At 65.6% G+C, this 26,955-nt stretch carries 25 protein-coding genes, 1 tRNA gene and 1 pseudogene; 13 read left to right on the forward strand and 14 right to left on the reverse strand.

The window, feature by feature from the left end:
- The first annotated feature begins 52 nt into the window (after window positions 1–52).
- Window positions 53–292 (forward strand): hypothetical protein, encoded by a 240-nt coding sequence (locus VZQ01_RS08255; RefSeq protein ID WP_426747461.1) that lies wholly within the window; start codon window positions 53–55, stop codon window positions 290–292.
- Window positions 293–908: 616 nt separating this feature from the next.
- Here the strand turns inward: VZQ01_RS08255 and VZQ01_RS08260 are convergent.
- Window positions 909–2,036: a hypothetical protein gene (locus tag VZQ01_RS08260; RefSeq protein ID WP_426747462.1), complete on the reverse strand. Its 1,128-nt coding sequence runs from the start codon at window positions 2,034–2,036 to the stop codon at window positions 909–911.
- A 260-nt stretch (window positions 2,037–2,296) separates the two neighbouring features.
- Between VZQ01_RS08260 and VZQ01_RS08265 the strand changes: the two genes are divergently transcribed.
- A complete protein-coding gene (locus VZQ01_RS08265; protein ID WP_426747463.1) occupies window positions 2,297–4,078 on the forward strand; it encodes a DUF7380 domain-containing protein in 1,782 nt (593 codons plus the stop codon).
- A 215-nt stretch (window positions 4,079–4,293) separates the two neighbouring features.
- On the opposite strand, the gene VZQ01_RS08270 is transcribed toward VZQ01_RS08265, so the two are convergent.
- Both VZQ01_RS08270 and VZQ01_RS08275 read right to left on the reverse strand, forming a co-directional pair.
- Window positions 4,294–4,722, reverse strand: coding sequence for a hypothetical protein (locus VZQ01_RS08270; RefSeq protein ID WP_426747464.1), 429 nt, complete (start codon window positions 4,720–4,722; stop codon window positions 4,294–4,296).
- A 247-nt stretch (window positions 4,723–4,969) separates the two neighbouring features.
- Window positions 4,970–5,272 (reverse strand): helix-turn-helix domain-containing protein, encoded by a 303-nt coding sequence (locus VZQ01_RS08275; protein WP_095957570.1) that lies wholly within the window; start codon window positions 5,270–5,272, stop codon window positions 4,970–4,972.
- Between the two features lie 565 nt (window positions 5,273–5,837).
- On the opposite strand from VZQ01_RS08275, the gene VZQ01_RS08280 reads away from it, so the two are divergent.
- A complete protein-coding gene (locus VZQ01_RS08280; RefSeq protein WP_426747465.1) occupies window positions 5,838–6,056 on the forward strand; it encodes a hypothetical protein in 219 nt (72 codons plus the stop codon).
- Between the two features lie 205 nt (window positions 6,057–6,261).
- Here VZQ01_RS08280 and VZQ01_RS08285 read toward each other — a convergent pair whose 3' ends face one another.
- A complete protein-coding gene (locus tag VZQ01_RS08285; protein ID WP_426747466.1) occupies window positions 6,262–7,443 on the reverse strand; it encodes a hypothetical protein in 1,182 nt (393 codons plus the stop codon).
- Window positions 7,444–7,530: 87 nt separating this feature from the next.
- Between VZQ01_RS08285 and VZQ01_RS08290 the strand changes: the two genes are divergently transcribed.
- Window positions 7,531–7,737, forward strand: a complete 207-nt coding sequence (locus VZQ01_RS08290; protein WP_426747467.1) for a hypothetical protein — start codon at window positions 7,531–7,533, stop codon at window positions 7,735–7,737.
- Between the two features lie 923 nt (window positions 7,738–8,660).
- Here VZQ01_RS08290 and VZQ01_RS08295 read toward each other — a convergent pair.
- Window positions 8,661–8,733, reverse strand: a tRNA-Asn gene (locus VZQ01_RS08295).
- A 139-nt stretch (window positions 8,734–8,872) separates the two neighbouring features.
- Between VZQ01_RS08295 and VZQ01_RS08300 the strand changes: the two genes are divergently transcribed.
- Window positions 8,873–10,075 carry an RsmB/NOP family class I SAM-dependent RNA methyltransferase gene (locus VZQ01_RS08300; RefSeq protein ID WP_223750640.1) on the forward strand — a complete coding sequence of 401 codons (1,203 nt, stop codon included), beginning with the start codon at window positions 8,873–8,875 and terminating at the stop codon, window positions 10,073–10,075.
- Window positions 10,076–10,207: 132 nt separating this feature from the next.
- Window positions 10,208–10,597, forward strand: coding sequence for a hypothetical protein (locus VZQ01_RS08305; protein ID WP_223750539.1), 390 nt, complete (start codon window positions 10,208–10,210; stop codon window positions 10,595–10,597).
- A 22-nt stretch (window positions 10,598–10,619) separates the two neighbouring features.
- On the opposite strand, the gene VZQ01_RS08310 is transcribed toward VZQ01_RS08305, so the two are convergent.
- The gene (locus VZQ01_RS08310) at window positions 10,620–11,171 is read right to left on the reverse strand and encodes a transposase (protein WP_370640420.1); all 552 of its coding nucleotides are present in this window, start codon (window positions 11,169–11,171) and stop codon (window positions 10,620–10,622) included.
- A gap of 334 nt (window positions 11,172–11,505) precedes the next feature.
- Here VZQ01_RS08310 and VZQ01_RS08315 point away from each other — a divergent pair, with 334 nt between their 5' ends.
- The 4 genes and pseudogenes from VZQ01_RS08315 to VZQ01_RS08330 all read left to right on the forward strand — a co-directional run bounded on the left by VZQ01_RS08315 (window position 11,506) and on the right by VZQ01_RS08330 (window position 16,539).
- On the forward strand, window positions 11,506–11,901 hold the full coding sequence (locus VZQ01_RS08315; protein WP_223750538.1) for a hypothetical protein: 396 nt from the start codon (window positions 11,506–11,508) through the stop codon (window positions 11,899–11,901).
- Between the two features lie 538 nt (window positions 11,902–12,439).
- Entirely contained in the window at window positions 12,440–12,838 is a 399-nt protein-coding gene (locus VZQ01_RS08320; RefSeq protein ID WP_223750648.1) for a hypothetical protein, read from the forward strand.
- Between the two features lie 148 nt (window positions 12,839–12,986).
- Window positions 12,987–13,266, forward strand: a pseudogene (locus tag VZQ01_RS08325) (DDE-type integrase/transposase/recombinase); the annotation flags it as partial.
- Between the two features lie 357 nt (window positions 13,267–13,623).
- Window positions 13,624–16,539: a cell wall anchor protein gene (locus VZQ01_RS08330; protein WP_223785976.1), complete on the forward strand. Its 2,916-nt coding sequence runs from the start codon at window positions 13,624–13,626 to the stop codon at window positions 16,537–16,539.
- Between the two features lie 639 nt (window positions 16,540–17,178).
- On the opposite strand, the gene VZQ01_RS08335 is transcribed toward VZQ01_RS08330, so the two are convergent.
- Together VZQ01_RS08335 and VZQ01_RS08340 are read right to left on the reverse strand one after the other, a co-directional pair.
- Entirely contained in the window at window positions 17,179–17,895 is a 717-nt protein-coding gene (locus tag VZQ01_RS08335) for an SDR family oxidoreductase (protein WP_426747468.1), read from the reverse strand.
- Window positions 17,896–17,966: 71 nt separating this feature from the next.
- On the reverse strand, window positions 17,967–18,272 hold the full coding sequence (locus tag VZQ01_RS08340) for a nuclear transport factor 2 family protein (protein WP_426747469.1): 306 nt from the start codon (window positions 18,270–18,272) through the stop codon (window positions 17,967–17,969).
- Window positions 18,273–18,358: 86 nt separating this feature from the next.
- On the opposite strand from VZQ01_RS08340, the gene VZQ01_RS08345 reads away from it, so the two are divergent.
- Window positions 18,359–19,261 (forward strand): LysR family transcriptional regulator, encoded by a 903-nt coding sequence (locus tag VZQ01_RS08345; protein ID WP_223750535.1) that lies wholly within the window; start codon window positions 18,359–18,361, stop codon window positions 19,259–19,261.
- 211 nt (window positions 19,262–19,472) lie between these two features.
- Window positions 19,473–20,381 carry a carboxylesterase family protein gene (locus tag VZQ01_RS08350; protein ID WP_426747470.1) on the forward strand — a complete coding sequence of 303 codons (909 nt, stop codon included), beginning with the start codon at window positions 19,473–19,475 and terminating at the stop codon, window positions 20,379–20,381.
- A 69-nt stretch (window positions 20,382–20,450) separates the two neighbouring features.
- On the opposite strand, the gene VZQ01_RS08355 is transcribed toward VZQ01_RS08350, so the two are convergent.
- Both VZQ01_RS08355 and VZQ01_RS08360 read right to left on the reverse strand, forming a co-directional pair.
- Window positions 20,451–21,707: a hypothetical protein gene (locus tag VZQ01_RS08355; RefSeq protein ID WP_426747471.1), complete on the reverse strand. Its 1,257-nt coding sequence runs from the start codon at window positions 21,705–21,707 to the stop codon at window positions 20,451–20,453.
- Window positions 21,708–21,752: 45 nt separating this feature from the next.
- Entirely contained in the window at window positions 21,753–22,598 is an 846-nt protein-coding gene (locus VZQ01_RS08360; protein ID WP_426747472.1) for a helix-turn-helix transcriptional regulator, read from the reverse strand.
- 266 nt (window positions 22,599–22,864) lie between these two features.
- Between VZQ01_RS08360 and VZQ01_RS08365 the strand changes: the two genes are divergently transcribed.
- Window positions 22,865–24,001, forward strand: a complete 1,137-nt coding sequence (locus tag VZQ01_RS08365) for a serine hydrolase domain-containing protein (protein ID WP_426747473.1) — start codon at window positions 22,865–22,867, stop codon at window positions 23,999–24,001.
- A 182-nt stretch (window positions 24,002–24,183) separates the two neighbouring features.
- On the opposite strand, the gene VZQ01_RS08370 is transcribed toward VZQ01_RS08365, so the two are convergent.
- The 4 genes from VZQ01_RS08370 to VZQ01_RS08385 all read right to left on the reverse strand — a co-directional run bounded on the left by VZQ01_RS08370 (window position 24,184) and on the right by VZQ01_RS08385 (window position 26,944).
- The gene (locus tag VZQ01_RS08370; protein ID WP_426747474.1) at window positions 24,184–24,444 is read right to left on the reverse strand and encodes a hypothetical protein; all 261 of its coding nucleotides are present in this window, start codon (window positions 24,442–24,444) and stop codon (window positions 24,184–24,186) included.
- A gap of 258 nt (window positions 24,445–24,702) precedes the next feature.
- Complete coding sequence (locus VZQ01_RS08375) at window positions 24,703–25,260, reverse strand: hypothetical protein (RefSeq protein WP_426747475.1); 558 nt, start codon at window positions 25,258–25,260, stop codon at window positions 24,703–24,705.
- 74 nt (window positions 25,261–25,334) lie between these two features.
- Window positions 25,335–25,706 carry a hypothetical protein gene (locus tag VZQ01_RS08380; protein WP_408891225.1) on the reverse strand — a complete coding sequence of 124 codons (372 nt, stop codon included), beginning with the start codon at window positions 25,704–25,706 and terminating at the stop codon, window positions 25,335–25,337.
- A 335-nt stretch (window positions 25,707–26,041) separates the two neighbouring features.
- Window positions 26,042–26,944 carry a hypothetical protein gene (locus VZQ01_RS08385; RefSeq protein ID WP_408891226.1) on the reverse strand — a complete coding sequence of 301 codons (903 nt, stop codon included), beginning with the start codon at window positions 26,942–26,944 and terminating at the stop codon, window positions 26,042–26,044.
- Between the last annotated feature and the right edge of the window lie 11 nt (window positions 26,945–26,955).

The following is a 26,955-nucleotide window of genomic DNA, read 5'->3' on the forward strand; positions in this document are numbered from 1 at the left end:
TGTATGCCTTTCGCGACGGGCAACCACGCCCACGCAGAGCGCGAGGACGTCGATGAAGATTAAAAGCACCACCGCCTTCCGAGCCTACACCACCATGCGCGCGAACCAGGCCAAGGCCACCAAGCGCTTCATGGTGAAGTCGGTGAACAAGGACGGTTCGATCAGCCGCATGGCGCCCACCAAGGCTGCCTGGCAGAACGACGCGTTCGAAGATTCCGACGCCGCCGAGGCCCGCCGCGCAGAGCTTGAGCGGCTCAATCCCGGCTCGCGATTCGCGGTCGTCCCGCTCTGAAGCCCCTGGGGCCACGCAGGCAGGCGTGAAACCTGATGTGCTGTGCCTGCCCGGAGCGCACGGCTCCGGGCAGCTCCTCCGCGGATGCGCGTGTACACAGCAAGACGGGCCGCTCCTACGACGCCGGCCGCCTCCATCGCCACGTGGAGCGCTTCGAGACGTACTCCCACCGGGAGAGAGCCAACCGAGGCCCGTGGTGCTGGCGTTTGAGGTACCCGCGCGCCTGGCGCTACACCGCGCCGCGCCTGCCGAGGCCAGCTTCGGGCGACCTCGCCGGGACAGGCACGGGGCCGAGCAGGTAGACGGCGCGCACCGGCAGGTCCAGGTGTGCGTCGCGTCGACGCGCCTCTTCGATTCGGAGCGGGGAGCCCTCGCCTCCAAGAGCAGTCCGAAGATGACAGCGTAGCGTGCCGCCTCCCGCGCCCAGGAAGCGTGCGGTGGCGCGTCGCATTCGTCGATGACCGGGGAGCACTCCCAATGCGCGCCTTCGTCCAGGTCATCGCCTGCCTACCGGGGCCGCCCACATCCAGGAGCAAGCCAGCGTTGCAGAGCGCAAGTCGCGGATTCGCCGACAGTATTTGCCAGGGACCGGCCCCACCACGCGGCGAACTCGCACTTACTTCTCTTTAAGAAAGCGCTGCAACCGCTGACGCATGGCGCCCTTGGAGATGCTTGCGTCATACCGGACATAGACCACTGCAACTCCGTGTTCGTCACACAGACGCTTCTTCAAGGCGTCGCGCTCCTTCGTCTGAGCAAAGGCGCGCTTCCCCCCAAAGACCTCCAGCGGACGATAATGTTGTTCGCCCTGGTGCTCAACAGCGAGATTTAACTCCGGCAAGAATATATCCAACCGCATCCGGCCAAGCCATGAAGGCGAGTTCTCCCGCAGGACTCGGTAGTTCGGAAACAGGTCTCGTATCACCCCATACAAGGCGGCCTCTCGAACCCAGCGACTCAGTCCAAGAACTTGCTGCACCTCTGCTCTCGCGGTCTTCTCGTCGCTTTTCATGTCGATCCGCACCTGATCCACGTAGGCTGCGAAACCCGTCTCGATGCTCGTGCCATAGCGGCGCAGACGCTCCGCCGCCCCTGCACGCGCAACACAAAGGTGACAGACCCCTTCCTGATATACAGCAGGCGCGAGTAATTCCTCTACCTGATGCGGCCATGATCCATCTGTATATCGCGGCTTCAGGTTCGCGACCTCACTCAGCATCTGTGCATGCGCAGCCTTCGCACAGGAACAGAACACGCGAACTCCGGTAAGCATATGGTCAAACGAAACCGACCGATAACCCTGAAGCAGGCGCCCAGGATTAAAGTTCGCAATCAATGGCTGCTGGTGATCTCCATCATCACGGAGGCGGGCAAGAATCTTACCGAAAAGCGACCCAGGCAGAACGAGATGGTTGATACGAAAGCAGTGGTTCGTTTGCCGCTTGAGCGGCCGGACACTCATTTGTGTAGTGCGCTCGACTCCAAAGCCATAACTGATTGGTCGCACCTCAAGACCGGTTGCCTCGATCTCCACTGCCTCAACAACATCTGCCGGCAGGGTAGAGAATCTCACTTCCATATACCACGTGTCGTACCCACTATCGACCAGCTCAGGCAGCGTGGCGAAGCGACTTTGAAAATACTCGGGCAGTCGGACGACAGGAGGCTTGCACAGGCGCTCGCGCAACCGTTCTTCGAATCGCTCGAAAAGGTACGCCTCCAGAGCGCGCTCGACGGCACTCACAGGCGATACGCCAGGGGCACGAAGGTCCTGGCAGATCCGCGGTACGAGGTCCCAACCATCAAGCACTACTGTGAACCGGGCCATCACTCAAGCATAGAGCCAACAGGAGCTCTTGGGTGGCACAAGAGGCAGCCCGAGGCACCACTCTCCAGGAAGATTGGAGATGGTAAGCTAGGACAGAAGCGCCTTGTCCTACATCGACGAACCGTGGGAAGGCGATGTGCGCTATCAAGGGAGCCCAGCATTAACATGAGGACGGTATGAACCTTGACGAAATCCTCGCCGCCCAATTGACAACCGCCATCTCGGGAGCGGAACGCTGGTCTGACTTGGCGGATGCGCTTCGACGCCCCACAAATCCTCAAGAAGATGATCCTGCCTCGGCAGCAATCATCGCATTTGACTACGTACTTCATGCGGGACCACGCGCCCAAGAACGCGAGCAGTGGGGCGAGTTCGGACCGGCGGTCTCAACACAAGGCCACGCATACCCACCCCCACTCAAAACAATCCCCGACCCAACGCTAAGCCAATGGGCCCGGCTCGCGGATACCATTAAGCACCCAATCGTCTCCTCGCGCCTAAATGACCTGCTCTGGACAAGAAAATGGAAGCCCAAGCCACATGAAAGGGCTCGCGTTGCCATATCTTCGTACCTCGACCTCGGGAAGAGTGATTGGCACCCCATTCTTCGCGCCGAGTGCCTAGCTCGAGCACTCGAACTCACCCTCGCACTGAATGACCAGGAGGGTGCCACCAGAGCTGTGACTCAAATTATCTCTGCTGCATGGGAAGCACTAGCTCAAGAAAAGCCAGCGCCAGGAGTGACTCTCCGCCTCATCGAAACGCTCACACCAGCATCCAGCATGGCCCCGCCAGCCGAGATTGATTCGCTACTCCAAAAAGCAGCGCAGAAATATGGCGCAGACCCGCACCTATTTGAATCCATAAAAGACCTAGAGGCCAACTGGGCACGGAAGACACCAGAAAAAGCAATCCGCGCTGCTCGCGACAAAGCGGAACGATGGAGGGATGTCGCGCTAGCCTCATCAGGCCTTCAGCGGCATGTCTTTCTCCAGAAAGCACTGGAGGTTGCCCGTCAGCACGGATTCCGAGATCTCGTAGCAACCGCACGCGCTGAGCTGCAGAACGTGCGGCCAGAATCGCTCGGCCTCCATGTTCACGAATTCTCCGTTGAGTTTCCGCAGGAGGCTCTAGACTGGCTGCTAGGTCACATGAGTGGCGGCGTGGACTGGCGTGAGTGCTTACGTCGGTTTGGGGGGCACGGACCACCTACAGACACGCCAGAGGAGAACATTTCGACAGCACAAAAGTTAATGCGAAACTATCCATTGCAGTTCATGGCCGAACGATTTGTCCTGGATTCTGAGGGGCGGCCGATTCGGCGAGTTTCTACTCCAGAGGAACATCTTGAAGCTGGTGTCATCGATCTTGAAACTCGGCAGATTCATCTCTGGGGCCATCTGGCGCCGCTGTGCCTGAAGTCGATCTTCGACAAACACCAACGCCCCTCACCGGAAGAAGCGACAGTCTTCTTCACAACTGACATCATCTCCAAGGAGATTGCAGAACGAATTAGCCGGTCACTTCTTCTCTACCTAGACAACCAGTTCGACGACGCACTTCATGTCCTTATTCCTCGGCTTGAGACCATCATTCGTGACCTCTGCATTATCATCGGCGCGGTCATCATACGAGAACCTGATGGAGCTAAAACAGGAGGTGTCGTAGCGCTTGGTGAACTGATGAGTCAGCTCCAAGGCAACTTTCCCGAACCGTGGCGGCGGTACCTGCGGAACTTGCTTAACGAACCCATCGGACTGAACCTCCGGAACCGTGTTTGTCATGGACTGCTGGCCCGCGGCGGTCCATCAGAAGCAGCGCTAGCACTCCATGCAGCGTGCTTCCTTCGGCTCCTAAACCATCGGCAGCGGTCATCTTCGAACCAGGCAACTCAGGAGCCTCCTTCTGGCGGCAGCAGCTCCCAGGAACCAGCCAGCAGGCCGCGCAGTGAGTCCTGACGAAGAGGGCGATTGAACACCAGGGTGCGCCTGTTCCCCCCAAGACCCGGTCGCTACGCCATGGGTGCGTCGATTCCGGGTCAGGCAGTGCGGCAATCCGCGCGAGCGAGACGCTCAAATGACATCTTCAGCTCAGCGCGTCCTCCGGAGTGAAACGTTCCTACCCCAGGTGGATGGAAGGCCCTCTTCCAACCTGAGGAGGAGGGCCTTCATTCCTAAGCGGAGGCCACCGGCTTACTGGTGTCCTCGGTGGCATCCGACTGCGCAGCCTCAACGACGGTGAGCTGCTGCTTCAGTTTGGCAGATTCCGCAGCGGCGACCTCAGCCTGCTTTTTCTGCTTCGTCGCCTCCGCCTCCGCCTGCTCTGCGCGCATACGCTGAGCCTGCTCGCGCTCGCGGGCCGCCTCTGCCTGCTGACGCGCAGCGTCCGCCTGGCGCTGCGCCTGCTGCGCCTCCCGGGCCGCAATTGCGGCCTGATTTTCAGCCTGCAGCCGCTGCTGGTTCTCCCGCTGCAACTCGGCCCGGAGCCACGCCAGCGGCTTCTTCCCTACCCAGTAGGCGCCGCCCACGAAGGCTACAGCCGCCACGCCGAGTACCCACTTCACTGCCGTTCCAAAATTTACCTTCATCGCTTGCTTCTCCATCAGCGTTCGGCGCGAATGGCCATGGCCCATCCGCCGCATTCGTCTTGAGTCAGATCGTTGCATTGCTGAATCCCCACCCAGTCCCACGTCCAGCGACACCCGACCTTGACGGAGAGCCCCTTTAGGGCCTACCTGTTGCCCAGAGCATTTGCGGTAGCACTGGCCAGCATCGTCAGGTGCCGTGCCGAGCATCAAACGAGGGGGGTCGCGCGCCAACGCGATCCCCTTTTTGATTGCCCGGCGTTCGTCACGAAGCGCCCGAAGCGTTCGGGCCCGAGGGCGTGCTCTCACCCTCGCTCCCACCTCCTTTCTCCTTCTCGGCTGCCACATCGAAGAGCTTCACGATGAGGTACGCGAGCCCTCCCACCGCAGCGGCTCCCAGCACGAACTTCGCGAGAGCTGGCCCGGCATCTGGCCGCTTATCGAGGCTTTCCCGCAGCCCCGTCATGACGGCCTCCGCAGCCCCCGTGGGCTTGGCTTCGCCGGTCTCCCAGCGATGGGCTGTTCGGAGGTCCACTCCAAGCAGGGACGCAAACTGCGCGGGCTCCATCCGCAGTCGCTCCCGGAGTGCTCGGATTTCACTTGCCGTCCATGACATGTAGGACAGAATGACAAGATGCAAGCATCCTGTCAACCACATGCCTGCATGGGTGCTGCCAACTCGCAACATGACGCACAGTGTCATACCAAGTGGCCTGTCCACGGGCGCCTGCGGGGCTCGGCGACCACGATTGAGGACGGCCGTCGGAGTGTGCGAGCAATCAGTCGGGAAAGCCCATCGACGCCCCTGGGCTGCTGCTGCACCTGTGCCCTGGGCGTGGCGGCCAGGAGCAGCACACCAGATGGTCTGACATCACCGTCAGGCTCATGGCCACGCCAGGTCGATGTGGAGCAGCGGGTCCGCGGGCAGCTCCACCTTCGCGGACTGCGCCGCGCGGAAGGCCCCGCCCAACACACCGACGTCCGGATCCGCGCGCACAGCCGTCCAGCCAGTAGCGGCTCTCCGTCTCCGCACGCAGGAAGCTCTGCACCCAGCCGCCAAGCATCGGCATCTGCTCTTCGACGTTGGAGCGTGGCAACTTCACGCCGCGCGCCAGCATCGTGGCGAAGAAGCCATGGACGGCACTCGCGCGGACGGCGCGCGCGTAGGCGAGCTGCTTGTCGCTGACGGCCTAGAGGGGCGGCACATCCAGGCCCTCCACCGTGAGGACCACGTGTGGCAGGACGACGTGCACGCAGCCCGCCTCGAGCTGGTCCGCGAGCTCATCAGCCGCATCACGCCGCTGAGCGGCGCGTGCGGCCCGGGCCGAGGTAATGCCGAATCGCTCTTCTAGTACCTGGAGAGTGGGCCCTGTTGTGCGCGGCACCACCTCAGCCACCCCGAGGACGGCACCGTGGAGAGCACCAGGTCTCGTCCGTCACCTCGACTTAGTCCTACAGCCCTAGTTCGGGAGACGCTGCAGTCCGCCTCCTGTTCAGGAAACAGGAGGCGGAGCGAGACTTCCGAACTACGGCTGCAGGGGTAAGAGATGAGGCGGCTCAATAGTCCATGTTCGCGTGCCGCTCCCATTCATAGTTCAGCCTGTCGATCAGCGCCTTGACGGCATCCTCGCCTTCGGCGATCGCGATGCCGTATTTCGACAGCGCATCCTGATCGAACCGGGGATCGATGCCCCAGCGGATGAATTCGTTCGGGAGTTTGAACATCCCCATTGAGAGGTGCTCGTCGGCTGCGTCGAACAGCTTGCAGGTCTCGGCGTGGCTGCCTGCCTCGATCGGGAAGAAGCTCATCTTAAGCCGGCCGCGGTTACGCGAGAGATTCGCGGGCACGGCGCCGACGCTGGGTAGATGGAAGTGAAAGGCGCCCCCATCGTTCTCGACGCCGCCGTGTGCCAATGGGTTGCGGATCGTCTCCTTGACCTCGCACAGCTTCATGAGAAGCCGGTCGAGCTTCGCGTCCACCACGCCGTCGTGGAGATCGATCAGGCGGTCCCGCCACTTCGCACTCAGGAACGCCCTGAAACTGCCCTTGGCCAACGGCCTGCCCAGGAAGGCCCTTAGCAGCAACATCCGGTGCTCCAGCCCGCTGAACCATGCGTCGACCATAGCGCCCGAGGCGAAGAATCCGCGGCGCTCGGCGTCAACAAGACGGTTCATCCCCTCCGTCATGTCGGCGAAGATCGCCATGTCGTCGGCCGGCTTCTTCCTCCCCGCTCTTGGCTTGAACCTGAACGCCTTGTCCGCCAGGTCCCGGAAGTAGCGGTAGCGGTCCTCGTGCAGGCTCATCCGATTCTCGAGCGTCAGATTCCCTTCGTCGATCTGCGCCTCCGCCAAGGCATTCAGCGTCGGCTCGAGGTACTTGAGCGAGCCCGAGAGCTGCCCTGCGACGCGCTTCAGCAGGTCCGGCGCTACCTCGCGTCTGGCGAGTATCCTGAAACCGAACTTCTGCCACGCGAAGGCGAATGGCTCGCCGTCGACCGTCGCGCGGACGGTCCACCTGACTTTCTCGCCCTTGCCGGTCCATTCGAAGCCCATCACGTTCCGCAGGCCGAACAGGACGAGCTCCGGCACCGGGAACAGCTTCTGGTCTGGGCTATGCGACGACAGTTCCCATTCGTCGACGCCTTCAGGAAGGCCGCTCTTGAAGCCCTTCAACGCCTTCGTCATCCGCTCCTTGATGACGCTGAGGCGTCCGGCGACCTGCTCACGCTCCTCGCTCATGGTAGCTACCTACCGCATTGCGCGATCAATATCCGGCGTTCCGACTCGGATGGGCGTCTCACCCGGCACCTGGGCCCCGAGAACGCGTTGCGCGCGCACGCGCTACTCGGCGGGGGAGCCTTCCTGCCGGTGCACTGGGGCACCTTCAAGCTCGCCATCCACGCGTGGAACGAGCCCGCGGAGACGCTCGTGCGGCTCGCCTCCGCCACAGCGCCCCTCATCATGCCGAGGCTCGGTCAGCCCATCGAGCCGGATCACATCCAATCCGTCAATCCGGGGTGGCGCGAGGTGTAGGAGACCGAGACGACGCCCGCGCCTATCGAGGCCGTGACCGACCCCATCGACTGAAAGGAGCAGGCCCACGTGCTGCCAGGGAGGTCCGAGTGGCGGCCAGTGGGTTGTACCTACAGCCCCGGCGCCGGCCCCCGCACTGCGGCCGTGTCACTCTGCAGCCGCATCCTTGATGGGGCGCTCCCCCGAGCGCGAAGCGGGCGTCGGGCGCGGCAATACCCCAAACGAGGTAGACGTCGGAGGTAGACGTCGGCGGAGGAAGGGGGACACACACCTTGGGTATGAATCGCCCCAGCGACCCGTCACCCTACATCTCCTTACTCTGGCCGCAATGAACTTCTGCGCGGGCCTCTGGACGGCTCGGTACAGGAGCCGGCGAACGCGGGTGCATCCTCGGGCCGTCCTTCCTTGCCCAGCCAGAGCTACTGCAGCGCGTGGGCACGACCAGAGAGGCGGGGCAGGCGTGCCGAGGACTCGGCCATGAGCTTCTGAAAGTCGTCTCCGAGAGTCTGCGCTGCGCGACAAAATCGAGAATATCGAGTAACGGCGAGCCCTTCTTCGCTCTCGCGGTTAACAGGTGGCCAATTTCAGCCTTCCGAAAGATGGAAATGACGCAATCCTGGAAGGTACGACATCGAAAACCCCGGATTGTTAGAATCGGTCGCCCTCGGTGGTTAACAAAACTGTTAACCGCTCTTGGCCGCTCTTTCCCCTGAACGGGTGAAAGAGCGGTCCAGAGAGCCCAGTCGGCGGCGGAGAAGCGGGGCATCTTGCTCTGCAGGAGCGAGAGCCAAGAATGCCCTTCTCACCGCCGCAAGCAAAAACCCCTTGTGATTCAAGGGGTTAAGCACGAAGACCCCGCGATGTCATCGCGAGGCTCTGTTAAACAAAAAGGGCCCTACCGGTTGGTAGGACCCTTCGTTTAGCTCCCTGACGTGGACTCGAACCACGGACCTAGTGATTAACAGTCACCCGCTCTACCGGCTGAGCTATCAGGGAATATGTCCTCGCCGTGGTAACCGCGCCGCAGCGATGACGCGCTTTCTAGAGAACGGAGCCGCCCCTGTCAACAGTCCCGTTTGATCCGCTCTCCCGGCTCCAGGTCCAACCCTGGTCCGCGCTGGCGGGGCTTGCCTCGATTTCCTCGGAGGCCATCTCCCTCGTGCTCGCTGGCTCTCCGGCCGAGCGAGTCGTGGACCGCACGCTCCGGACCCATCGCACCCTCTCCAGTCCCCAACGCCAGGCGCTCAAGGAGGTCATCTACAACGTCGCCCTCTGGCGCCGCCGCCTCGACTTCCTCCTGGGCCACGCCAACGCGCCCCCGTCGCGCCTGCTCTTCGCATTCCTCCAGGGCCTCGCCCGGCGCCCAGCGTCCGAGGCAGCCGCCCTGGCTGGAATCGAGCCCGACCAGATTCCGCCGCTGAATCCGGCCCAGCCCCCTTCGCTCGCCCTCCGGCACTCCCTTCCGGATTGGCTCGCCGACCACTTCGCGCGGGAGCTGGGCCCGGAGGCAGACGACTTCTGCGCCCACCTCAACGTCCCAGGCCCCATCACCCTGCGTGTGAATCCGCTCCGCGACTCCCGGGAAGACCTGGCCATCCGCTTGCGCGCCGAGGGCCTTCCCACTCGCCCTGGAGCCTGGAGTCCACTGGCCCTCCATGTCGACGGGCCCCGTCCCAACCTCTATGCGTTGCCCTCCCTCCGAGAGGGCCGATTCGAGGTCCAGGACGAGGGCAGTCAGCTCCTGGGACTCCTCCTGGATGCCCGCCCCGGAGAGACCGTCCTCGACCTGTGCGCGGGGGCCGGAGGCAAGACGCTCCTGCTCGGCGCACAGATGCGCGACTCCGGTCGGCTCCTCGCCCATGACCCAGACCCCGAGCGACTGGACCGGCTCCTCCAACGTGTCTCCCGAGCGGGGCTCACGCGCGTCCAGGTCCTCAGGGCGCCACCCTCCCCGGGCCTCGACGCCGACCGCGTACTCGTGGACGCCCCCTGCTCCGAGCTCGGACCTCTTCGCCGCGGGCCGGATCAACGCTTCCGCGCCACCGCGAACGTCCTCACGCGCTTCCCACCGCTCCAGCTTGAACTGCTCCACCAAGCCGCGGCGCTGCTCCGCCCAGGAGGCCAGTTGGTCTATGCCACCTGCACCGTCAATCGTGCCGAGAACCAGGATGTCGTTACGGCCTTCCTGACCTCACGCCCTGATTTCCAACGCCTGCGCCCTGGCGAGGGCTGGCTCCCCGACGAGTGCATTCGCGATGACTTCCTCGTCGTCACGCCCCACCTGCACGGCACGGACGCCTTCTTCGCGGCGGTCCTGCAGCGCTCGACCGGGAAGTAGACGCACCTCACCGAACCTGAACTGTCTGACAAAGCCTCATGGGGTCTTGCCTTGGAAACGCCGTGACGAACAGAATCACTCTGTGGATTGAAGTCATGACGGTACTGGCCGGGGCATGTAAGGAGAACTGTCGTGGTCACCGTGGCTAAGCGTGCGCGAGAGAAGTGGTTTTCGGCCCACATCGTCTTGGTGATCATGCCGAAGGCGCGTGCCAATCGGGCGGCCGTGGATGTCTGGGAGAACATCGTCCTCATCAAGGCGGTGAACGCGGCCGCAGCCAAACGACAGGCCGCCAGCATGGGTCGGTTTCACGCCCGACAAAGCAAGACAGACGCCAACATCGAGTTTCGCGGCGTTCGAGCCGTTGTTGACGTCCTGCCCTCGCCCACCGGCAAAGCCACCTGGAATGAGATTCTTGAAAGCGGCGCGGAGGTCTCTTGCAACAAGCTGCAGTTCGCCTCACGGACGGAGCTCTCAAGATTCATGAAACTGCGAAAAGCCAAGGTCGAGTTGCTTTGGTAGGGAGGCCAGCCACCGCCCTGATTCACGCCTCGGCTGATTGACTCGGGCTCCAGCGAGAGCCGAGGAGACGGAGCACGGCTTGGGGCCGGGCGCGGAAATAGCCGAGCCCCGAGCGCAGAGCGTGCAGCAACTGCGTCAACTCGTCGAAGAGGACGTTGTGCGTGGCGAACTGGCGAAGAGGTCGCCACAGCCGCTCAATGGACTGAAGCTGAGGGCTGTAGGACGGCAGCCGGTACAACGTCTGGTGCGGGTAGCGTTGCAGGGCCCAGTCCACCGGACGTCCTCGGTGCCAAGGCGCATTGTCGATGATGATGACGACTGCTGCGTACACGTCGGCCGGGTAGGTCCGCGCCACGTCGAGCAGGTGGTGGGCAAATGCCACCTGCATCCGCTTCGTCTTGGACAGCCCGTCCTTCCGGCGCGTCCGGGTGCGGCTGCCATACAACCGGCTGGTGATTTCGCCCGTCACGGTGTTGACGGAGGCAATGGTATGCACCACGTCTTTGCAATCGCGGGTGCCGCTGAGGGGGCGCTCGCCCTTCAGTCCCAGGGCGGCCGTCAACGTGGGCACCATGGGAAAGCGTCCCTCGTCCTGGCTCGAATCAGGACTGCGCACGCAATGACGCGTTCGCTGAGGCGCACTTCTCGCTGGACTCGGATATTCCGGAGCCACACCTCTGATGGTGGAGGACCCACTGAAACCGGGACGCCGTGTGAAGGCCCCGCCGGCCTGTGTTCCAGGTGCTCTCCCATGTCCCTTGGAGTTGCGCGGGTCGCCCGGGTCTTCGGGCTTGAGTCCGTGGACTCGAACGCGGGCGAGGAACCCATTAGGGTGCGCCGCCATGCGATGCGACCACTGTTCCCGGTCCGAGACGACGGTCTTTGTTGAGCTGCACCACAACGTAGGCATGTTGTTCGCGCGGCGCTCCCATACGACGGCCGCCGACCTGTGCCGAGGGTGTCTGGGCAGGGCGTTCTGGCACCACACGCTGCGCAACGTCACCCTGGGCTGGTGGGGCACGATTTCCTTCTTCGTGACCTGGTACTACCTGCTGTCCAACATCGTCACCTACGTGCAGGCCCGCGCGGAGATGGGCCGCTCGCGCCGGCGCGCGGCGCCCGTCGTCAAGGAAGCCCGAGGCGCGGACGCGCTGCGAATCCTCCAGCCCTTCGAGCACAACATCCGCATGCATCTGCGCATGGGAGATGACCCCTCCGCCATCGCGCGCGACATGGCGCGACTGCATGGCGTGGAGGCCTCCGCCGCCCAGGCCTACGTGGAGCAGCTCCGCGGCTCCGCTTGAGGCACACCGCCAAGGGCGACGCCGCACACTCTTGAGTCAGCCCCCCTGTTGGCACAATCACTGCCTCGGAAGGACACGCCTGTCGGGTTCCAGACAGACGCCATGGGGAGGCCCAAGGCCCGGACGTGCCATTCATTAAGATGCAAATCCTTTACATGCCGACGGTCGGAACGGCATGCGAGGCACGCTGCTTTGCATGAAGTCAGTTCAGGCACGAGGCGGCCATTTCCGACAAGGCCTCGTCGAGTCGGAGAGGACTGGTATGCATCAATCAAACAGGCCTTCAATGAACAGGCGGAGCTTTCTTCGCGCGGGCGCGGTGTTAGGCATGGGCGCCGGCGGGGTGCTCCCCGTGCTGCCGTCCAAGGCATGGGCCGCAGAGGGGAGTGACCTCCCGGCCCCAACCGGGCCCTACGGTGTCCCCCCCTCGCCCGGGCGCGGCTATCAGACGCGCCCACGGATTGGTCCCAATCGGTTCAACACCGCATACGAGCCCCCAGGCATCATCCAGGGCGTTCCTACGGCGAGCCCAGACTTGATGACCCAGCCGCTGCTTGGGTCGTTGGATGGCGAAACCAAGGCAAGCAACCGGCAGGTGCGTTTCCGCAACACCTACGGTTCATTCATCTGGATTTGCATCGCGTTCCCCGCCACCGCCGCCTGTGGGGGCTCGCTGGGGGGGCACCTGACACGCGGGTGGTGGGGAATCGGCCTGAATCAGGAGGTCCATGTCCTCACGACGCAGGAATCGTGGGTCTACTTCATGGCCGAGGCCGATGATGGAGCAGGCTGGGGCGGGGACGCGCTCACCGCTTGTATCCCCGGGGACGGGAGCGCTTTCGACCACTGCAAGGAACAATGCCTGTTTGGCGACCGAAGGGTCGGGATGAGGGCGCGGACCTTCTCGTCCGACGTTGTCATCACCCTGAGCCGGTGATGGCGCACCACCGGGCATCCCGCGACAATCCATGGAGCTGCGGCGGGTTCGTTGAGTCCGCTCAACAACTTCCATACCCGCCGGAGCTCCGAGCGCGAATCGTCGAGTTGGCGAAGGCGGGACGGACGACGAGCAGCCTGGCCGAGGAGCGGGCTTTCTCTACCTGGCTGTCGTCATCGACGTGTGGAGTCGCAAGGTGGTGGGCTGGGCCATGGCCACCCACCTGAAGTCGGAGTGGGTCATCGCCGCGCTGGACATGGCCGTCGCCCAGCGCCAGCCCCGAGACGTCATCCATCATGACTCACGCAGAGGCCAGGATGGCTGTCGTCCAGTACATCGACGGCTGGTACAACCTGCGCCGGAGGCACTCCGCCCTCGGCGACCAGTCTCCCGCCAACGATGAGAAGAGGTACCGAACCGCGGCTTGACCCACCAAGTCGCCGGGACTCAACGAGACCGGTGTAACTCCACCGTTCTGCTGACGTCACGAGCCTGTCACAGCCACGCTCACGAGGCTTGCCTCAAGGCCCACCCTTCGGGGTGCTGACCGCCCTTCATCCCTTGGCACCGCGCGCAGATATCCCTGGGCTTCTCGTTCTCCAAGGACTCAGCGTGACCACATGGACAGAACTGCCACCTTCTTTCGATGACACCCGACAATCCCGACCATTTCACGGCAATTTTCCCGTGTCATGACAGTCGATTGCGCTTCGCACTTCAGGGTCCTTCACATGGCCGATTCCCGGACCTCCAGTCCGGTGCGTCGACACCCCGATTGAAACACCATGACTCCATTCCGAAGTCTGTGGCTCGCGGCCGCCCTGCTGATGGCCGCCTGCGAAACGACTGAGCTCGCGCAGCCCGACGACGTCCAGGATGCGACGACGGCCCAGGACCTCTCCACGCTCTCCGTGCGAGGAACCACCAGCGCGAGCGGCCTGGCCACCGCCACCCTCTCCATCCCCACCCCCGTCGGGACGGCCGCCGGAGATGTGCTGGTGGTGCAGTTGAGCAATCGCGAGGCCGTCACCGCCGTCGCCACCCCACCCGCTGGCTGGACGCTGCTGCGCTCCGAGCAAAGCGCCTCGGCCATCAAGTCCTGGCTCTTCCTCCGCGTGGCCAGCGCGGCCGAGCCGAGCAGTCACACCTTCACCCTCGACGTCGCCAGCGCCATGGCGGCCACCCTGGTCGCGGTGTCGGGCGCGGATCCGCTCCAGCCGATCGACGTGCACGTCGGCCAGAAGAATGGCAACAGCGCGAGCCTCGCGCTGCCCGTCGCCACCACGTCGTCCGCGAACGGCCTCGCGGTGTGGTTCTCGGCCCAGGTCTGGGGAGGCACCGCGTGCCCCGCGGTCCACACCCCTCCGACGGGCTTCACCGAGCAGCTCGACACCTGCCTCGTCTCGTCGACGCGCGGCGTGCTGCACAGCGCCGCCACCTCGCAGCTCGGGGCCGCCGGTGCCCAGCCCGCCTTCACCGGCAGCTCCACGCTCCCCAACACCAACATCACGCACGCGGTGGTGCTGCGTCCCCTCCAGCCGCCGGCCACTGCGGAGATCACCCTCGTCGGCACCGCGCACGCAAGCGGCAAGACGGTCACCAGCTTGACCCTCTCGACCCCCACGGGCGTCGCCGCCGGTCACGTGCTGCTGGCGCACCTTGCGAACCGTAACCAGATCGGCGCCGAGCTCACCCCTCCCGCGGGTTGGACGCTGGTGCGCACCGACATGAGCAGCTGGAGCATCCGCGGCTGGGTCTTCGTCCGCGTCGCCACCGCCAGCGAGCCCGCGAGCCACACGTTCCAGAGCTCCATCGCGAGCTACCTCGTCGGCAGCATCGTGGCGTATGCCGGCGTCAATCCGACCAACCCGATCGACACACACGCCGGCAAGAGCAACAGCGGCTCGACGACCTTCACGACGCCGCAGCTGAGCACCTCGACCGCGGGCGGGGCCGCCGTCTGGTTCGGCGCGCAGGCGTGGACCGGCGCCGCGTGTCCGACCTCGGCGATCGAGCCCCCCGCGGGCTTCACCGAGACCTACGACACCTGCCTGGTGTCCTCGTCCCAGGGCCTCGTCTTCAACGCCGCCTTCATGCCCCTCGCCGGTGCCGGCCTCCAGGGACCGTTCAACGGGAGCTCGACGTTCGCCGAGACCAACGTCGCGCAGGTCGTCGCCCTTCGCCGCGCCGAGGTCGCGCCGTCCTCGGGGGTCGCGTTGCGTGGGAGCTCGCGCAACAGCGGCCTGTCGCTCGCCTCGCTGTCGATTCCCAAGCCGTCGGGGACCCAAGCCAACGACGCGCTCATCGCGCGGGTGATTGTGCGCAACAACATCTCCGCGACCGTCACGCCGCCCGCCGGCTGGACGTTCCTGCGCTCGGAGCAGAGCGCCTTTGCCATCCGCACCTGGATCTTCTACCGCGTCGCGGGCGCCTCCGAGCCCACGAGCTACACGTTCGGACTGGACGCGACCACCCACATGGCGGGGAGCGTGGAGGCCTTCAGCGGCGTCGACCCGGTCCAGCCCATCGACGTGCACGCGGGCCAGAAGAACGGCGACTCCGCGTCGTTCACCGTGCCCGACGTGGTGACCGGCAGCGCGGGTGGGCTCGCCGTCTGGTACGGCTCACAGGTCTGGCCGGACGCCACCTGCCCCGCCACCGGCATCGAGCCGCCGCTCGGCTTCACCGAGGCCTTCGACGCGTGCCTGGGTCACGCCAACGGACTGCTCTTCAATGCGGCCTACCGGTCGCTCACCGCGCCGGGCCTCCAGACGGGCCTCTCCGGCAGCTCCGCGTTCGTGCAGACCAACACCGCGCACGTCGTCGTCCTGCGCGCCGCCAACGCCCCCACCTGCGTGGTCGGCGACACGTACGCGACCACCTTCACGCTCCAGGGCACCGTGACCGCGCCGGAGATCGTGGAGCCCTCGGGCCTGGCCGCGAGCCGCCTGGTCGGCAACGCGCTCTACGTGCACAACGAGGACACCACCGCCATCGTCGCGATCAACACCCTCAACGCGAGCACCCTCGGCACGTTCAACGTGACCAACGTGACGCCGGCCGACTGGGAGGACCTCGCGACCGGGCCCTGCCCGAGCGGCTCGTGCATCTTCATCGGTGACATCGGGAAGTGGAGCGCCAACTTCCCTCCGGGTGGCAGCCCCACGTCGTTCACCATCTACCGCGTGCCCGAGCCGGATCTCGCCAACGGCCAGACCTCGGGGGGGCTCGTCGCCGAGGCCTTCCCGTTCGTCTATCCGGACGGCGCGAAGGACGCGGAGTCGCTGATGGTGCACCCCACCACCGGGGACATCTACGTCGTCACCAAGGACGGGGGCACGGGGAAGAGCGGCGTGTACAAGTTCCCCCGGCCGCTGACGCCGGGCGTGCAGGCCACGCTGATCCACGTCCACACGATCCAGCTGCCGCTGAACGGAGACGCCAACTTCTCGGCCGCGACCGCGGCGGCGATCCACCCCTGCGCGGATCGCTTCCTCCTTCGCACCTACCGCACCGTCTACGAGTTCCGTGCGACGCCGGGACTTGGCTTCGAGTCGGCCATCTTCGCGACGCCCGTCACGCTGACCGACACCGCCGAGGGCCAGGGTGAGGCGATGGAGTACGAGGCCAACGGCGCGAGCTACTTCACGATGAGCGAGAGCCCCTCGCCCTTCAGGCTCAAGCGTGTGCCCCTGCGGTAGGACCGCGTCGAACGCCGAGGAAACAAGGCCGGTCGTGGGGCTCGCCCCCATGGCCGGCCTTGTTGTTCCGAGCTGGGAGCTCGCGCTCGGCGCCGCCGTTCACACGGCATCCCTCCTGAAGCCCAGACCCACCTGCGGACCGGAGCATGAGCGGTGCGCATCAAGGCAGATGTCGCGTGAGAAGGCTCATCTGATGCGCTTCATCTCCTGCACGGTCGAGGTGAGGTTCGGAGCGGGGCCGAGACGGACGAGGCCTGCCGGCGTCCAGTTGCGCGTGACGCGGCTCCATCGTTTTGGGATGACGGGCTCGGGCTCGCGGGTATACCCGGTGGCGTCGAGCAAGGAGTGCAGCCTCGCGACCAGAGTGCCTGTCGTCGGGCGTGCCGAAGCGACTGGCGGAGTGTCCGTGCCCGGTGTTGTACCAGTCCACGAAGCACTGCACGTCATCCCCGGCATCCTCTGCGCGCCAGCCTCGACTCCGGGTCGGTCGTTGAGGCATGCGCGGCGTTGCTTCTCTTCTCGCCGTGGAAGTCGACGGTGGAGTTGCCCTTGTCGTCCCGAGGCTCCTGATTCACCGGGTCAGGAGACCCTGCTCCGGTGCGAGAGGTCGTCCCCGCACCGGAGGCATCCAGCAGCCTGCTAGCTCACGGGCACCGTCCCGCCGTCGATGACGTACTCCGCCCCGGTGATCGCGCTCGCTCGGTCCGAGACGAGAAACCCGATCAGCTCGGCGACCTCGGCCGGACGCGCGGGGCGCCCGAGAGGAATTCCGCCGAGCGAGCGCATCACGAGCTCCCTCGCGCCCGCTTCGTCGGTGCCGTTCTTCGCCGCGATCTCGCTCATGAACCCGACGGAGGCCTCGGTCTCGACCCAGCCCGGTGACACTCGATTCACGCGCACGCCCTGCGGCGCGACCTCCTTCGAGAGCGCCTTGCTGTAGTTCGAGAGCGCGGCCTTGGCCGAGGCGTACGCGGTCGTCGCTTCATGAAGCGGCAGCTGCCGCTGGATCGACGTCACGTGCACGACCGCGCCGGTCCGGCGCTCGCGCATTCCGGGGACCAGCGCCCGGTCGAGACGCACCGCCGCCATCAGGTTCAGGTCGATCGTCTTCTGCCACGCGTCGTCGTCGAGGACGGAGAAGCCTCCCGCCGGCGCCGACGTTCCCCCCACGACGTGGACCAGGATGTCCACGGCTCCGGCGGCCTTCACGACGCGCGCGCAGCCCTCCGCCGTGGAGACATCGGCGGCGATGAAGCCCTCGCCCGCTCCCTCCCGCGCGGTCGTCAGCACCGTCGCGCCGGCCTCGCGCAGCCATGCGACCACCGCCTTGCCGATGCCCTTCGTTCCGCCCGTCACGAGCGCACGCCTACCCTCTAGCCCTCTCATCACGTCATCTCCTTCCACTGGGTTGAAATGGGCATCACGGCTCACGCGCCGATGCTCAAAGCGGCGATCCGATCGCCCTTCGTCCGGAACACAAAGGTGAGCGTGATGGGACTGCCGGGAAACCGACCCGTCACTTTCGCGCGAACCTCGCAGGCATCGTCCTTCGCGTTCACCTCGAGCGGCTGCGCGACGGCCTGATACTTCACCTGGGAGTCGCGCCACCATTCGTCGATGGCCTCATGCCCGACATGCCGATGTCCCTCATCCTCGACAACGGCATCGGGCGCGAAGGCGTGGAGCGGCGTGGCACTGCCCGCGTCGAAATAGGCTCGAATGGATGGGTGCATGGTCATGACCCAAGAAGTAAGCCCGCACGATTGCCCACTCAATGGGGACAAAATAGGATGCGGCATCCCGAAACACAGGACTATCGATGTATCAACCCGGACTGAATGATCTCGATGCCGTCCTCGCCGTCGCTCGCAGGAGCTCGTTTCGCGGCGCGGCGCTCGATCTCGGGATGTCGACGACGGCGATGAGCAGCGCGATCGCGAAGCTCGAAGCCCATCTTGGCGTGCGCCTCTTCAACCGCACGACGCGCAGCGTCTCACTGACCGACGCCGGCAGGGCCTTCGTCGAACAGGTGGCTCCGGGACTCGCGGACATCCGCGGCGCGATGGACGCGGCTCGCTCCCAGCAGGCAAAGCCGTCCGGCATGCTGCGCATCAACACCTTTGCGACCGCGGCGCGTGAGCTCCTCGCGCCCCTGGTGCTGGAGTACCTCCGCCGCCATCCAGACGTGCATGTCGACGTCGTGACCGAAGGCCGGCTGGTCGACGTCGTCGCCGAAGGGTTCGACTTCGGCGTGCGGATGGCGAACCTCGTGCCCACCGACATGATTGCCATTCCGCTGGGAGAGCCCCAACGCCACGCCATCGTCGCTTCGCCGGCGTATGTGAAGAAGCACGGTCGGCCACGCGTCCCATCGGACCTCTTCCGTCATCGGTGTATCCGGGTGCGCTTGCCGAACGGCAGCCTCTTCCGGTGGGAGCTCCGTAAGCGGGGGCAGACGGCCCTGATCGATGTGACGGGGCCCATCACGCTGGACGAGGCCAGCCTCTCGCGGATCGCGGTCCTGGAGGGCATCGGACTCGGCTTCTTCATGGAGCCGGACGTGCGCGGCGACATCGAAGCGGGACGCCTCGTTCGCGTGCTCGAGGACTGGACACCGGAGCTCGCTCCGCTCTGCCTCTACTATCCTGGCCGACGCAACGCCTCGGCCGCGCACACGGCGTTCGTCGCACTGGCCCGCGAAGTCACGGCAGCTCGCAAATGAGCGCCGCGATGGCGGCCGCTGGCGAAGCGCTCGGGTCCGTCCACGCTCGTCCCGCTTCGCGACGAAGGTGGAGCGCCTGCACGCCGGACTTGAACCGCTGCGTCGATGGTCGTGCAGTGGAGTTACACCGGCCTCACGCTTAGCTCGACTTTCCTATTTTCACAGGAAAACGCAGACTCTCGGTGAATCAACCACGGACTGGGAGGACACCATGCGGACACAATGGATTGCGTTGACCCTCGTGCTGGGCGCCATCGCCTGCGGGGGCGGTTTCGAGGAGACAGACGCCCAGGCGTGGGGTGAAGCCAAGGCGGGGCTCACCCCCACCACCGAGGACCAGGTGGTGGCCCGACTGCCCGCGAGCACCGGGGCGGTCTTCGCCTATGGAGAGTACCTGCCGCCCGGCTACCTGACGTCCACCACGAACTACCCGGTCGTCGTCCACCTGAACGGGATGGGGGAGTTCGGGACCTCGACGACGGAGGCGGACCTGCTGAGCGTGGTGACCCGCCACGGGGCGCTGAGGAACATCCACTTCACGAGCCAGGGCAAGGCGTACTTCGGGCAGCGACAAGTGATGGTCTTCACGCCGCGCGCCCCGACGAGCTGGCCGGCGGCGGACATCGAGACGTTCATCAACTTCCTCGTGGCCAACTACCGCGTGGACACGACGCGCATCTACCTGACGGGCATCAGCGCCGGAGGCCACGGAGCCTGGCGGTACGCGTATACCTACGGCAGCCGGCTGGCCGCGCTGGCGCCCATGGCCACCAGCATCGGCGCGCCGGGCCCCACCATCACCCAACTGAAGAACGTGCCGGTGTGGGCGGTGCATTCGTACGGGGACAGCCTCTCGTACACCGCCGACCGCTCCTGGTTGACGGGCGTGACCAAGAACTACGGGCTGAGTCAATCGCTCCAGGTGCCAGCGCCGTCACAGACAGTGACGTACCTCTTCCCGGGCGCCAGCAGCCCCGCTTGGACGTCACAGCCCGGCGTGGTGGCCACCGGGAACGCCATCGCGCGCTTCACCGTGCTGCCCGGCACCGCGCACGACTGCTGGACCCAGCAGTATGACAACTACGCGTTCTGGGACTGGCTGCTCGCGCAGCATCGTTGACGCGGGGCGCAGTTCCCGCCGGGATGAGTCGGCTGCGCGCCTGTCTCATCGCGGCGCGCGCCCGAGGGCCTATTCCTTCAACGCCTTCACGGGATAGCTGCCGATGTAGGAACGGAATCGCTGCTCCAGCGTCCCGGGCACGAGCACGCCCGTGTCGAACAGCTTCAGCAGGAAGTCCTCGTACGTCGTCCACTGGGAGAAGTCCGCGCGCCGGAGTTCCTCGTAGAGCACGTAGGCCAGCACGTGCATTCCATCGTCGTGGTCGCGGAAGAAGGCCGCGCCCGTGAGCGGCTTGCCATCCTTCGCGCGGAGCAGGCCCTGGCGCTCGCTGACGAAGACGTCGATGGCCTCGGCGCAGTCCTCCTCCGTCAGCCCCTTGGCGGTGGTGTAGCCGAACGCGGGGTCGTGCTCGCGCACCAGTCGCTGGAAGTAGGGGTCCGCCTCCAGGGCCGTCAACCGCGCGTCGATGGCGCCCTCGCGCTTGAACGGCGGGTGGAGCAGTTCGTGGACGGCGGTCTTCACCGTGACGCTCAGCGGGTAGGTCAGGTCGGTGAGGAAGTTCCAGCCCGTCACCCGGATGCCGTGGGGCTTGGCGAACTTCAGCACGTGGGCGTTGAGCTCCTCCACGTGGAGCGCCCGGCCGAGGACGTCTTCGTCCCAGCCCACCACGTCATGGGGCGCCACCTGGACGCCGAGTCGCGCGATGGCCTGCTCGACCTGGGGCAGGTACTCCGCGCGCCAGATGCGCGAGAAGCCGATGCGCTGGAGAAAGGCGAACAGCACGCCCAGGTCCTGGCGCACGTCCTCCATCTCGGTGAAGTCGGAGTCCTCGGCGTAGCTCGTCGCCTCGAAGCCCCGGCGCATCGCCGTCCAGGCGGCATCGTCCGACACCGTCCTGGCCAGGCCTTCCACGGTGGTGGCGCCCGTGACGGAGAAGACGAGCGTCAGGTAGGGCCCCACCATCTTCCCGGCCTGCCTTCCCATCCGCTCGGTGAGGTGCGCGAGCGCGGCCTTCTCCCCGGGCCCGAGCAGGGCGGAGAAGCGCTGAAACTCCTCGGGGTAGAACCGCGTGTAGAACGCGTCGCCACGGAGCAGGTTCAGCAGGCAGAGGGCGTCGTAGGCCTCGGAGGGACGCAGCACCCAGTGCGTGCGTCCGGCCTCCACGCGGGTGACGGCCGGCGCGGGAGCTGTCGGGACCACCTGTCGTGATGCGCAGCCGGATGAGGCCAGCCACAGCGTGGCGACGAGGGCCACGGCGGGCAGGCCCCGGCGGGAGTCGAAGGTCGTCGGAGCGGGGACGGGGGAAGCGAGCGGGTCCGGAATCATGGCGCTGAAGCTGCCCCGTCCGCGCGAGGACGTCTTGGACAGAACTCATTTCGTTGGACGAAACGAGCGGCCCCCGGGCAACCGCCGGTACTCGGCCGGGGTCAGGTGGAGGCGGCGGCTGAATTCGCGCGTCATGTGACTCTGGTCGCAGTAGCCCGCCTCCAGCGCGACGACGCTGAGGGGCCGCGCCGTCTCTCGCAGTGCCCGGCTGGCGCGCTCCAGCCGGGAGCGGCGCAGGTGGTCGGCGGGAGTGCACAGGAAGAACTGGCGGAAGCCTCGGCCGAGCTGCGTGGGGCTCACCCCCGCCTCGCGAGCCAGCTGCGCGAGCGTGGGAGGCGGCCCCCGGACCGCATCCAGCAACTCCCGCACGCGGACGAGCCACGCGGGAGGGGCCGACGCCTTCGGGGGCATCGTGGCGCGCACGGCCTCGGCCAGCAGCTCCAGCGCCAGCCCTTCGATGGCCAGCGCCGCCAGGTCATCCCCGCGGCGGAACTCCTGGTAGAGGCGCGCGGTCAACGAGAACAGTCGCGCCGACGCCAGCTCCCTCCGTCCGTCCAGCCGGGAGACGAGGGGGTAGCGCGACCGCCAGACCGACTCGGAGAAGTCGACGTTGAAGGTGCGGGTGAGTCGACCGGCGATGCGCTGCTCGTGGGCGACCTCGGGTTCCTGGAAGGCCACCGACCTGGGAGGACATTCCCGGGCACGTCCTTCCAACACGTCGGTGAAGCCGCCTTCCAGCGTGAGCCGGAAGCCCGCGTGACGGTGCCGGTGGAGGGGAAGGACGACGTCGGGAGCATAGGTGCTCTCCGTCAGGACGAGCCCTGCCACCTCCAGGCGCTGGAGCGGTGTGCCGAGATAGCGACCAAATCCAAGGACGGGTGCGGAGGACACGAAGTCCCTATGTACAGCCCGCGAGTCGATTGCAATCGCCAGGCTTCCTCCAGGAGCCCAGTTCCAGCGCGCCGCGCGAACCTGCTTTCGGGCGACAACCTGGTGCGGCAGGCCCGACAACGCCATGAGAGGCCGCGGACGCGGGCCAGTCCGGCAGTCCGTGTCCCCGCTTGCCCAGCGGCTCGTTCAAGTCCCCTCCCCCCGGCCAGCTGGCTCCACCCCGGGGGGCATGCGAGAGTGCCCACCCCCTCTTGACGATGCGCCTGATGAACAAACTCTCCGTAGCCATTGCTGGAATGATGTGGGTGCTGGCCGCTTGCAAGACGACGGGCCCTGCACCCGCCCGCGATATCCCCACGGCAATGAACCAGGCCGCGACGACCCTGCTGCAGTCACGACTGCTGCACGCAACGTCGATCGCGGTGGTCTATCGCGGCGAGGAGTTCATCCTGCATCGGGGTGAGCTGGAGACCGGCAAGTCCAATCCGCCCGATGATTCAACCCTCTATGAGATCGGCTCGGTGAGCAAGACCTTCGCCGGCCTGCTGCTGGCGAACGCTGTCCTCGAAGGCAAGGCGACCCTCGACGACCCGATACAAAAGTATCTGCCATCCGCCTATCCGAACCTGCAGTCAGACGGCGAGCCCATCCGTCTGCGCCATCTGGTCACCCACACCAGCGGCATGCCGGGGATGCTGCCACTGCAAGTGAATGACGTATTGCGGGACTTCACCGCGCATGCCACCCCGGCAAAGCTCAATGCCGCCTATGCGGACTACGGGCAGCCGCGGTTCTGGCAAGACCTGCACACCGTCAGCATCGAGGGCCCGCTCGGAAAGGACTATGCCTACTCGAGCGCCGGCACCGAGCTGGTCGCGCACACCCTCGAGAAGATCTACGGGGCGCCCTACGAGTCGTTGCTCGCGGAGTTCCTGGCGCGGGAAGCCGGTATGCACGACACGTGGCTGCGCCTCCGGGCCCAGGACGCCCGCCGTCTGGCGCCTGGCTACCACAGCGACAACCCGGTCGGCACCACGCCGATGCCGCAGCTGCCCTGGGGCGCGGCGGGGGCCTTGAAGGCGACGATGCCGGAGATGGTCAAGTACCTGCGCTTGCAGCTGAGCAACCTTCCCGCGGTGACGGAGTCACACAAGCCGCTGGTGCGCTTCGCGGAGGACTTCAGCATCGGCTATTTCTGGAACATCGGCCAGAGCAGCCAGTTGGGCACCCACTACGTGCATCATGGCGGCGTGCCTCGCGCGCAATGCTATCTCTACCTCGTGCCGAAGTATCAGCTGGGGGTGTTCATCATCACCAACCAGAGCGGAGATACGACCGCCAACGCCATGGAACGCGCGCTGGCGCCCCTCTTCGACAGGGTCGAATCCATGCAGGGTCGCTAGCACGGCGAACAACAGGGGGAGTGCGCGTCGAGCCCCCGCAGACGTCTCTCCGCTCGACAAGTCGTCGGAGAGCATGAAGCGCGTGGCCAAGCCCACAGCCAACACAGCCCGACAATGTCTCCCGCCACGTCGCTCGCCGGACGGTTACCACTGGCCTGCACCGTGCCCGATGTCGCGTGCACTCAGTAGTTGATGTTGTGATGAATGAACGGCTCGGTGAGCGTTTCGAGCCTGTCGTAACGGAACCCCGTGAGGGACTCACAGACATCGACAAGGATCTCGAAACTGATGGGGTTGGAATCATCGTCGGGGGGCTGGGCGGCGAGTCGATTCTGGCGGATGGCCGCGAGGCACTCCGGCGGTGTTCCACTGACCCGGACATCTTCGTCGGAGTCAGGCCGGAGCTCCCAGCGCTTCGTGCCCGCATGGAATCCCTGGGCCAAGGGAAAGCCCCCCCTCAGCCGAGACAAGGAATCTCACGACGTCTCCCTCGGAGGAGAGCTCGGCGAACCATTCCTCGTTCGTAGGGAATACCACGTCATGCACGATGATGACGAGGTACCACCCGGATGGGAGCCTCGCGCATGAGATGTCAAATGCGACAATGGCCTCCCAGTCCGCGCGCCCCGGGCCCACCCGCAGCTTCTTCATCAACTCCCGAGGGTGGATGCCCTTCGCGGCGATCCAGCCAGGGCTCTCCGTCATGACTTCCTCCTCGTGGGAAAGAGGGTGAGGCATGGATCGATAAGCTCAGGGATCATGTTGTAGCTGAAGCCCGAGAGGGCCTCGCAGACCTCGATGGGGACGGAGAAGACCGTGTCCACATCGAACGAGTTCTGGCGATGGTAGGCCTGGAGCTTCTCGAGGTTCGCCCGGAGAATGGCCGGGAGGCACTCCGGGGGAGTACCGTCCACCTCGAGGTGCTCACGACCTTCGGAAGGGTCGTGCCAGAGGGTCCAGCGCTGCTCGCCTCCGGAGAAGCCCCAAGCCTGCGAGTACATCGTGTGCTCTTCGACGAAGCAGCTCACGATGAGTTCCGCATGGGAGGAGGCCTCCGCCAGTATCTCCTCGTCCGAGACCTGGTAAGGGTGGTTCCGGAAGTAGATGATGAACCACCCGGAATCGAGTCGCGCGGCGGTGATGCCGGCCTCCTGGGTGTCGAGTTCCCAGGACATACCACTCAACGACAACCCCAGTTCCTCGAGCAGTTTTCGGGTGGAGATTCCCTTCGCTGCGAGCCAGCTGCGACTGGCGCTCATCAACGCTTCCTTGTGATGTATCCAGCCCCGGAACGCCCAGAGGCATCGCTCCCGACTCGCCCGGGGTCACGTCCTCACGACATCGAACGTACCTGCCGGGAAGATGTCGCAAACGAACGCTCTGTTCCAGCCAGGTTGTCGGCGGCAGCCCCCATCATCCGCTGGAGCAGTTCGGGCCGGTTCCGCGTCTGCGCGAGGCACTGAGCGATGCCGATGAGCCCCTGGCCATAGCGCTGGAGCTGTGTGGGCTCCTTGCGGACGCTCTCGGGAACCGTCAACCACGCTGGGAAGTGCTCGAGGACCAGGGCTTCGTGCTCGGCACAGAGCCGGATGAGCGCGGCGTCATCCTGTGATTGCACAGCCTCGAAGAGAAGGTCGCGCACAGCCTCGGGCGAGGAGGCTGCCGGCCTGCCCACGCGACCGAAGAGGCGATTGAAGAGGCCCATCAAGCAAGCATATGCGAGCGAGACCGCTTCCCGACACTCCGATGCACTTCTTTCCGACCCGTGCCACCCCAACCTCGGCCGCTGCGTCCCGAGCAGCTGTGCGTCAGTGCGAGTGAGCGCGCCACGGCCTTCTCGAGGTCCTGCTCCGCGAGGATGCCCTGACAGCACCTGACGAAAGTCAGGGTTGGACAGAAGGGGCATGGTCCCCGAACCCGCCCCGACGCCTGCTGGGAACAGGCGGCTCCCCCGCGGCGAGCCGTACCTCGAAGCCCCACAGGCCGAGCACCACGAGCATCTTCACTCGTGGCACCTCACGGCTCGCGGCCTTTGCCTCGTCACTTCAGCGAATCGGTGGTCGTCGCCCGCTCTTCGGACATCGTCACAGCGGCGCCCGTGTCGTCGAATCGGAGGATGCGGAACTTCCCCCCGTTCGGGCCACGCACCACCACGGAGTACACCGCCTTCACCTCGAAACCACCGTGGTACCCGGCCGAGGTATGGACGATCTTGACCTCACCCGCAGCCTCTCGCACGCCAGCTTCGCCGGCCCCCACGCGCGCCAGGAATTCGGCGCGGTCGTTCGGCGAGGCCAATCGGCGTTGGAGCGCCTGGGCTCCCCGCACCACGTCCACGGGAATATCCGGCCAGTAGACGCCCTCGCTGATCACCCGGCGCGCATTGTCCAGCGCGGCGTAGGCGAAGGAGCCCTCCACCGGGATGCCTCCCACCGAGCGCTCCAGATGGGTCGTGTACCAGAGGAGCTTTGATTGGGCTGGCGACACGCCGCCGCTCACCGGACCGCTCCCCGCCATCGTGGTCGTCACGTGGGTGCCACTCACCTGGGCCACCGGGACTCCCGCTTCCAGGAAGTACGCCTTGACCACCGCCGAGTGCTCCGCCGGATTCTCGGTCAGCGGCCGGGGGTACTCGACGCCCAGGGTCCCCTTCGGGAGCCCCGGGGCCCCGAAAGTCGGAACGACCATCGTCGCGCGGGTGACCGTGTCGACGAAGAAGACGCCCCTGCCTCCGACAACCCGCTCGTAGCTGCCTCCGGCCTCACGCCGCACACCGGCTCCCGCGTCGAAGCGGGACCTCGCGAGCGCGTGCTGATAACCTGCGCCCTCCTCGTTGACCGTTGGCGCCACCGACTGCGGTTGCTTCGCCAAGGACGGCTCCTGCTCCGAGGAGCAGGCAGCCAGGACCAGGAACAAACCAAGACTCATCGTTCGCGGATTCATGGCAGACCTCG

The organism is Myxococcus faecalis, from assembly GCF_050039385.1.
Taxonomy (GTDB): Bacteria; Myxococcota; Myxococcia; order Myxococcales; family Myxococcaceae; genus Myxococcus; species Myxococcus fulvus.